The sequence below is a fragment of the Vibrio nomapromontoriensis genome (genome assembly GCF_050337205.1).
Classification (GTDB): Bacteria; Pseudomonadota; Gammaproteobacteria; order Enterobacterales; family Vibrionaceae; genus Vibrio; species Vibrio nomapromontoriensis.
Genome location: NZ_JAKJSS010000008.1, coordinates 295,481 through 303,533, shown reverse-complemented (window position 1 = coordinate 303,533; position 8,053 = coordinate 295,481). Strand labels below are relative to the sequence as shown.

Here is an 8,053-nt window from a genome sequence, read left to right as displayed (position 1 = left end):
AAATAATGACAACACAACTAACGATGAACAATGAAAAGCTTTCTCCGTGGCCGTGGCAAATTGAAGACAGCACGACGCACTTTGACCACGCAACTATGGCGACCATTCTTAAAGATCTTAGTCTTGGTTGCTATGTGGTGAACCACCCCGAAAAAGGGCTAGGGCTTAGCCAACAAGCAGAAGTCACCTCAGGTGACTCAGCAAGTGCAGCTAACAGCCAACCAGTGAGTGCATACGCGCCAGCATTAGGTACTCAAAGCCTTGGTGATGAAGAATTTCGTCGCTGCCACGGGGTAAAATATGCCTACTACGCAGGAGCGATGGCAAATGGTATCTCTTCAGAGGAGCTTGTCATAGCCCTTGGTCAGGCGGGTATCCTGTGTTCATTTGGCGCAGCAGGTCTTATTCCATCACGCGTTGAACAAGCAATTAACCGCATTCAAGCGGCGCTGCCAAATGGCCCATATGCATTTAATCTGATTCATAGCCCAAGTGAACCAGCACTTGAACGCGGTAGTGTCGAACTGTTTTTGAAGCACAACGTTAAGACGGTTGAAGCATCTGCATTCTTAGGTTTGACACCACAAATCGTTTATTACCGAGCGGCAGGCTTGAGCCGTGATGCTAAGGGCGAAATTGTCATTGGCAATAAGGTCATTGCGAAGGTCAGCCGTACCGAAGTGGCAAGCAAGTTCATGGCGCCTGCACCAGCCAAAATGTTGCAAGCCTTAGTGGATGAAGGGCGTATTAGCGCCGAGCAAATGGAGCTGGCTCAGTTGGTGCCAATGGCAGACGATATTACCGCGGAAGCAGATTCTGGCGGCCATACTGATAACCGTCCATTAGTGACATTGTTGCCAACGATTTTAGCATTGAAAGATAAAATCCAAGCTCAGTATCAATTTAAAACACCAATTCGTGTGGGCTGTGGTGGGGGCGTTGGTACACCTGATGCAGCATTAGCGACATTCAACATGGGTGCGGCTTACATTGTCACTGGCTCTATCAACCAAGCGTGTGTTGAAGCGGGTGCCAGTGAGCATACTCGTAAGTTACTGGCAACGACAGAAATGGCCGATGTGACGATGGCGCCTGCAGCAGACATGTTTGAAATGGGTGTAAAATTACAAGTCGTCAAGCGTGGTACATTATTCCCGATGCGTGCTAACAAGTTATACGAGATCTACACTCGCTATGACTCCATCGAAGCGATTCCCGCTGATGAACGCCATAAGCTTGAGACGCAAGTCTTCCGCTCAACACTCGACGATATCTGGGCAGGCACCGTGGCGCACTTTAACGAGCGCGATCCTAAGCAGATTGAACGAGCAGAAGGCAACCCTAAGCGTAAAATGGCCCTTATCTTCCGCTGGTATCTAGGGCTTTCTAGTCGTTGGTCAAATACCGGTGAAAAAGGTCGTGAGATGGACTACCAAGTTTGGGCGGGTCCCGCACTAGGTGCGTTTAATGCGTGGGCAAAAGATAGTTATCTTGATGATTATCAGCAGCGTAATGCCGTTGACCTTGCCAAGCACTTAATGCATGGTGCCGCTTATTTAGCTCGTGTTAATCTACTGACTTCACAAGGCATCAAACTTATCCCTTCGTTAGCGCGCTGGACCCCGAGTCAGAGAATGGCGTAGTGGTTTGAGCGTTTGTTGAGTCATATGCTACGTTGAGTCATATGCTAATAACGGCCTCCTAGTGAGGTCGTTTTTTTATCTTTAGTTTGCGGTTATGCCAGCTAAGGAGCGAGTGATAGTTTAATACTGGTGTATTGGTTATTTCTATGCTCATCAACGTATCTTTAACGCTATCAAGAGGGATTGACTATATCATCGCTTCTCTGTGTGCGAGATCGCTTACACCATTGTGAGTGATGGCAGAAATTGTCATGAAGCTTTTGGATGGTGATGTTATTAAGTCATTGTATTTAATGGTGTATGTTTGTTTTTGTCCAGCGGGTTAGCGAAATTTACACAAATGTAACACGTCAAATTAGTCAGACTCAATTATTATGTCTCTTGTCGACGGGATGGCGACATGGGATAGGAAACGCTCAAGGAAAGGGCATCGTTAGGAAGACGAATCGATGGTTTAGGATGAACGGTCGGCATGGAAAGCAAATAGGACATTGAAAGGATGCAATCGTTGCTAGGATAGCTAACGAACTAAGGAAGGCAGTGGATACTTCTGGATGAAGCATGGAACAGACATCAGGATGATGTTAGGACACCACTTAAGGAATGAGTGATGAAGGCTAGCGAGGATGTGTTAGCCGGTTAGGATAACCACATTAGGACACCGCTAGGATGGCGATGGATGGATTAAACTGACGGAGTTCAGTATTACTGTCACGGATTGATGCATGGAGCACCTTTAGTCGCTGGATTGCGGCGAGTAAGAGATATAACCCCGAAGCCGAAAGGTCTCGGGGTTTTTCTTTTTTACCGCGGTGACCGTTTACATTCCGCGTGAGATAGCTGCTGTTTTTGAAGAGAGCCCACTTTATTAGTAAATGGATGGATAGGAAGTAGTCTGAGACTAGTCCATTGAGTTATCATGCTATTACTTTCCGTTAAATAGTGTAGATTCATGCAGTTAATTCATATAGATAAATCGACGTATAAGCAGCGCCTCAATGTCATAACCATTGCGATTGTTGCCACATTAGCCGCGCTTTCTATCAGTTTTGGCAGTTTGTTGATTGCTTTTTTTGGCTCGCAACAGCCTACCGCAGAATCAACGGGTAATTTTCATTTGAACGTCTTGGGTGTAATCGCAGCGGTTATTGTTTGTGCCGTCATACTTTCCAACCTCAAAAAGACCGCTTATTTTGTTGAGGTTTACTATGTATGGCGGTTGAAAGCGTTGCAAAATCGCATCTATCGCAAAATGAAACAGTTAAAGCAGCGTGTTAGTGAAAACGACAGAGATGCGATTATCGTACTCTATTTCTATTATCATAGTTTAAAGCAGGTTTACATCCTTGATAACAATACGTTAACGCTCGCTGAACTAGAGAAGAATATCCAACAGTTGCAACAGAAGATAGATTCGTTAGCGTTGTCGATTGATGTGCAAGATTTTGATGTTAGTCTTATAAAATAATAGAAAGGTATAATTATGACTGGAACCAAGCGCGCCGATATCCAACCCGGTATCGAAGTGAAAATAGTCCTCAAACAAGACCAGCGCAGTGGAGTATTGACGTCAGGTATTGTCAAAGATCTACTCACGAACTCTCCGACTCATCCTCACGGTATTAAGGTGCGATTGGAAAGTGGCGAAGTGGGTAGGGTTAAAGTTATTGTTTAGCAGTAAAACAAGCGGATAAAGCACCGTACTTGCAAATATAGATATTTAATGAACGACACTAGGCATGATAACGATAGCTACCTAGTGTCGATTTATTAGAACGGTAATAGTAATGAACGAGAGAGTTGTTGTATTGCTTTCTTGTTAATCTTTCTTTTCAATCGTCACTTCGATGGTTTTGCTGCTGCCTGCAAACCACTTTTGTATATACAGCGATCCCACTATAGGTGGCGCGCCTTCATCTGGAACCTCTTTATAGCGAACACTGTTTTTGGTTTCTTTTTCATATTCAAATTGAATGACTTTTTTTGACATGAATGCTCCGTTAAGTCGAGTAGGGATGAAGCGAATGCGGTGATTTCGCCCACTTATACATTTAGGACTAAGTTTCACTTATCGTGAGGAAATATATCAAAATTGAGGAAGGGGAGCGACGCCTAATAGTATCATTAGGCGTCTATGTATCGGTTTAAACATCGAAGGCGGTTACTGTTTATATTCCGTCCACGACGTTTCATCAAAGCTATAAAACTGTTTGCCATTGACCTCTAGCATCGTTGTTCCTTGATTTTGAGAAACAACAGGGGTTTGCGGTAAGTCTGCAACGAGTGAACTAAGTGATACGTCTTCTCCGTTATAGATACCACTGGAAGCAATATTGGCTATTAAGTCACTTACCGCCAGGAAGCTTACAGGGGTATCGACGGTCACTTGCTGATGTTCAGTCATTGAAGCGTCGCCAAAAAATTTCACACCGACAGGAACTGAGGTGATCGCATTGGTTGGTATTTCGCGCATACCAGATATCTGCATACGGTCACCACGTACAGCTGCACCGTGTTCTGGTAAAACAACCACGACAACATTGCGTCCACTTGTTTTTAAATTTTGGAAAAATTCGTAAAGGTCATCTAGGAGTTGAGTTTGTTGCCGTTTATAGGTGACAAGTCGTGACCCAGATTGACCGATAACACGATTACCGTCGTGAATACTAATGGTGTTGTATAAGCTTACCGTTGGCTTAGCGTGGTTGATCTCACTCCATTTCGACAGGATGTCTCGGTCGCTATAAATTTTTGTCCCGTCAAAGGCGTACTGGGAGGGTTGCATTGTATCTACATCGATCGCTGCAGTAAAAGGACCGATGTTACTGGCAATATGCTTGTTGAACCCGTCGAATTTACCGTCATGATTCATTAATACCTCTTTTTCAAACCCAAGGCGATGGAGCTGATCGAATAAAGAGCACTGCTTGGTTAGCTTATTATTAAATAGGTCGGCGTGGCTTTGTTGACCACAGTTTGCTCGAAGAATGCGAAGCACCGCAGGGCCACTATAGGAAGTAGCGGAGTTGAAATGATTAAACACGATATCCAGCTCTTTAAAGAGTGGGTGATCGATGTTGCCACTAAATTCTAAGTCATCCCAGCCTAACGAACAGATATTAACAAATAGAATGTCATAGTTAGGTGTGATGCTTTCAACCGACGATAACGACGAGGTGAGGGTTGACTGAAGCGAAAAAAAGTCGGTGAGGTAACGATTCAACCCAGCTGATGAGGTGTCTATCTCCGTGATATTGCTATTTGCTGGATTGATATTCGCTTGATTTGCTATTCCATTAGGCGATGAGAGGGTTCCTGCGCTCGCTTGTACTAGGTTAGCCGTCGCGGAAGGTTGCCACACCGATGGGGGGATGGAGCAGGTAATCATTCCGATGATCACAAAGGTGGATAGTCGGAAAATTTGATTTAAATAGAGGTAACCAATACTGGCGAGTAATACTAAAAGGACAAAGTCGAGAGAAACAAAATCAACCGCAAGAGAAAGTAAGTAACTTGAGTCAAATTGGCTGATGAGCCCCCATTGGCTGGTTAATCGATCTAGTGGTGGCAGAAATGAATCATGATGCAATAGCAGTAGCGCAGCGCCTGCAGCAATACAATGACGGAGTCTGTTGAACCAGCCACTAGGAAGCGGAAGGGCAATCAAAGCGAGCAACGCAAAGTTATATAGGGGGTCAAACTTTAGGGTATCACTCCAAAACAAAATAACTTTTAATGCGAAGTAGACTGTCCACCAGCCTAGATACCAAGAGTAAGTGCGAGAAGTTGTCGTATTCATAGTTTAAAACTTAGTTTTCTTCAGATGTTTAGGGTGCTTAAAGGCAAATAAATAGAGTACTTTCATTAAGCGAAACCCTATTGGTGCTAACAAACAAATAGCAATGCCAAGCCCAGTAAAGAAAAAGGCGACGATAAGGAACTCATTGATGTTCATACCACCTCCCAGTCGACTTTTATTGCTTTACTACTCGATAACACGGCTTTTTTGACCGCTGTGTTATGTGAAGCTTCCTCAATTCCCGAGCTATATTGATTTAGGGTGTGCAATTTCGCCACTATTTCATTGTGTTTGGTTAATGTGTTGGTTTGAGAAAAGATTTCGCTTGTCGCTACCGTAAATACATTTGAGAGCGCTTGAGAAACTTCATACAGTCTCAGCGAGCTGAAAAAGAGTACTAAGCGGCCGTTTACGCAGGTGGCAATGTCGCCTTTACGTTTTAATTTGCAATAGCTAGTGGCTTCGCTCATCGGCACCGATGAAAATGGGATAAGCTCAACAAGAGCAAACTCCAGTTGAGAATGCTGTATCTTACCGATGACATCATTTGTTATTTTGAAAAACGCGTCAAATGGTTGAATGCCGCTATGGGTTAATGGGCTTTGAAAGTAGCGTTGTAGTGTAGGTAAGTCTATGTCATGACAATCCATCTTAGTCAGTGAGGCAAGGCGTATTTGGTCAAATAGCACGGAATCTGAGCGGTGGTGTTCAATGATGCTTTGCGCCCCTGCATTGATCAGCATATGAAAATCATTATAGCGAATGCAGGGCTTACTTTCTTTTACTAGAACCCTAAGAGACGCGCCAAATTTCTGTTTAAACATAAAAACTTGTTGAGTCACACGTTCGATATCATGAAAGCCTTGGCAGTTAAAGACAATAACCGCGTCTTGCATACGAGAAACACTGGATTCGATCTCACTGCTACAGCTAAATACGTGGTAGCCATGTGCGGTAACAAAATGGTGTGATGCTGCACCACTATCGACAAAAACCGGCAATGACTCAGTCAGTACGTGGCTGGTGGGCGAGTTATCCAGTTTAAATATTTTGTTGCTAATATTACGATCGCCAGAAACGTACTTTATGGCATTAGAATAGAGACTTCCTTGAATCGTGGTTATTTCACCAAGGTAATAGCTGCGTGTTGGTGTTATTTTTTTTGTGACTTCTGTAATGTAAGAATATTCTGAGTTAACCACAATTATTGTAAGGGTGCTGAATATTTCAACACATCGCTGAATGATGACTTCAACATCAAATTGTTTCAAATTGTTTCTATCTAAAATGACAACGTAATGTGCCCCTTTGGCATGGTTGATTTGTGTTAAATCATCCAGAAAGTCCGCAGCCGGCAATGTATTATCGGGTAAATAAATCGCTGAGAACATAATGTTGAAGGCACTCTTTAGGTCATATAACACTGATATGTCGGCAATTTGATCTTGTAATATACCCTTCTTATTCATATTTGAAAGTAATACGGTAAAGTTGTTGTTTATTAATGGGATGTTAAAGTTGTTAATTGCGAGCGAGTGCATGTTTTCCCATGAATCGATGCCGATAACTTGTTGAATCATTGAAGAAAGGTACCTTAGGGGCTGCCGTTTTGTTAAAAGTAGTGTACTATGCTGCCTGGTTATTAACAATTACATTCAGGGTGCAAATGTCAAAGGGTGCGTCGGATATTTCGCAAATTTACCAGTCGTATGGTTTGGATTGTGGCTCTTATAAAAATTTAGAAAGAGAACAAGAATTAAAGTCGACTTATGATAAATGGCAGTTTTTAGGTAAAACGTTAGAAAGTGATAAAAATATAAGCAACTTGGTGCAATGCGCAGAGGGTAAAGCAAGTAATAAGCTTGTTAGTGCGAGAGAGTAATAAATGTCAGTAATTTCGGTTCAAGCGATTAATAATGGTGCTGGTGCAAGCACTATTGCTGCAAATATGGCAGCGGCCTATTCTGAACGTGGCCACAAAGTCCTTCTTATTGAACTCGATACTCGTAATCTAATAGGTTGTTGGTTTGGTCAGAATGCATTAGACAGTGACGGTTGGACGCGCGCTTACATTAGCGGAGAGTCGTGGAATCAAGGTCTATTTAAAAGCCCCGCTGGAACGTACTTTCTTCCTTATGGGGATGCAGCGCTTGATATTGAAATCGCAACTAATGTTTTAAAAGAAATGCTCCAAGCCGCGTCACTTAAGTTTGAGCACATCATCGTTCTACTTCCTAGCGATCTTAACATCGAGGACTACGGAGTAGTGTGTGATTTAGCGATCAAGGTCGTTAACCCCACTCCCGTGTCTGTCATGATGTTGTCTAGGTGGCTGCAAAATAACGAGTCGAAGAGCAATGTTCGCTTTGTGATGAACTTGTGTCGGCATGATGTTCGATTGTGCCTCGATTTAACGCTAGTACTGGAAGAAATGCTCGGCGATAGATTGTTTTCTTCCTACGTTTATTTTGATATTGCGATTCAGGAGGCGTTTGCAGAGTTATCAAACGTCATGGTATCGGCGCTTTATGCGCAGAGTCATACAGAATTCAAACAACTTGCCACAGTCACACTGTCATATCTGGAACAGGTTCAACGTCAGGAAAAATGA

At 43.2% G+C, this 8,053-nt stretch carries 9 protein-coding genes; 5 read left to right on the top strand and 4 right to left on the bottom strand.

Annotated features, from left to right (window positions below):
- Nucleotides 1-5 precede the first annotated feature (5 nt).
- From pfaD to L4D05_RS09175, 3 genes are all read left to right on the top strand, one after another.
- Nucleotides 6-1,643 (top strand): eicosapentaenoate synthase subunit PfaD, encoded by a 1,638-nt coding sequence (gene pfaD, locus L4D05_RS09185; RefSeq protein WP_428793731.1) that lies wholly within the window; start codon nt 6-8, stop codon nt 1,641-1,643.
- Nucleotides 1,644-2,595: 952 nt separating this feature from the next.
- Nucleotides 2,596-3,111, top strand: a complete 516-nt coding sequence (locus L4D05_RS09180) for a DUF3087 domain-containing protein (RefSeq protein WP_428751362.1) — start codon at nt 2,596-2,598, stop codon at nt 3,109-3,111.
- A gap of 15 nt (nt 3,112-3,126) precedes the next feature.
- Entirely contained in the window at nt 3,127-3,318 is a 192-nt protein-coding gene (locus L4D05_RS09175) for a YwbE family protein (RefSeq protein WP_428751361.1), read from the top strand.
- A 144-nt stretch (nt 3,319-3,462) separates the two neighbouring features.
- Here the strand turns inward: L4D05_RS09175 and L4D05_RS09170 are convergent, their stop codons facing one another.
- The 4 genes from L4D05_RS09170 to L4D05_RS09155 form a co-directional block, all read right to left on the bottom strand.
- Nucleotides 3,463-3,633 carry a hypothetical protein gene (locus L4D05_RS09170; protein WP_428751360.1) on the bottom strand — a complete coding sequence of 57 codons (171 nt, stop codon included), beginning with the start codon at nt 3,631-3,633 and terminating at the stop codon, nt 3,463-3,465.
- 171 nt (nt 3,634-3,804) lie between these two features.
- Nucleotides 3,805-5,442, bottom strand: a complete 1,638-nt coding sequence (gene bcsG, locus L4D05_RS09165) for a cellulose biosynthesis protein BcsG (protein WP_428793730.1) — start codon at nt 5,440-5,442, stop codon at nt 3,805-3,807.
- Nucleotides 5,443-5,445: 3 nt separating this feature from the next.
- Nucleotides 5,446-5,598 carry a hypothetical protein gene (locus L4D05_RS09160; RefSeq protein WP_428751358.1) on the bottom strand — a complete coding sequence of 51 codons (153 nt, stop codon included), beginning with the start codon at nt 5,596-5,598 and terminating at the stop codon, nt 5,446-5,448.
- Nucleotides 5,595-7,022 (bottom strand): BcsE family c-di-GMP-binding protein, encoded by a 1,428-nt coding sequence (locus L4D05_RS09155; RefSeq protein ID WP_428793729.1) that lies wholly within the window; start codon nt 7,020-7,022, stop codon nt 5,595-5,597. Before L4D05_RS09155 ends, L4D05_RS09160 begins: the two co-directional genes overlap by 4 nt.
- Before the next feature lie 29 nt (nt 7,023-7,051).
- Between L4D05_RS09155 and L4D05_RS09150 the strand changes: the two genes are divergently transcribed.
- Together L4D05_RS09150 and L4D05_RS09145 are read left to right on the top strand one after the other, a co-directional pair.
- On the top strand, nt 7,052-7,324 hold the full coding sequence (locus L4D05_RS09150; RefSeq protein WP_428751356.1) for a hypothetical protein: 273 nt from the start codon (nt 7,052-7,054) through the stop codon (nt 7,322-7,324).
- Nucleotides 7,325-7,327: 3 nt separating this feature from the next.
- Nucleotides 7,328-8,053 (top strand): cellulose synthase operon protein YhjQ/BcsQ, encoded by a 726-nt coding sequence (locus L4D05_RS09145; protein ID WP_428793728.1) that lies wholly within the window; start codon nt 7,328-7,330, stop codon nt 8,051-8,053.

Excerpts from the sequence above, each read along its gene's own strand:
- pfaD (WP_428793731.1), top strand. The coding sequence starts at position 6 with ATGACAACACAACTAACGATGAACAATGAAAAGCTTTCTCCGTGGCCG.
- L4D05_RS09180 (WP_428751362.1), top strand. The coding sequence starts at position 2,596 with ATGCAGTTAATTCATATAGATAAATCGACGTATAAGCAGCGCCTCAAT.
- L4D05_RS09175 (WP_428751361.1), top strand. The coding sequence starts at position 3,127 with ATGACTGGAACCAAGCGCGCCGATATCCAACCCGGTATCGAAGTGAAA.
- L4D05_RS09170 (WP_428751360.1), bottom strand. The coding sequence starts at position 3,633 with ATGTCAAAAAAAGTCATTCAATTTGAATATGAAAAAGAAACCAAAAAC.
- bcsG (WP_428793730.1), bottom strand. The coding sequence starts at position 5,442 with ATGAATACGACAACTTCTCGCACTTACTCTTGGTATCTAGGCTGGTGG.
- L4D05_RS09160 (WP_428751358.1), bottom strand. The coding sequence starts at position 5,598 with ATGAACATCAATGAGTTCCTTATCGTCGCCTTTTTCTTTACTGGGCTT.
- L4D05_RS09155 (WP_428793729.1), bottom strand. The coding sequence starts at position 7,022 with ATGATTCAACAAGTTATCGGCATCGATTCATGGGAAAACATGCACTCG.
- L4D05_RS09145 (WP_428793728.1), top strand. The coding sequence starts at position 7,328 with ATGTCAGTAATTTCGGTTCAAGCGATTAATAATGGTGCTGGTGCAAGC.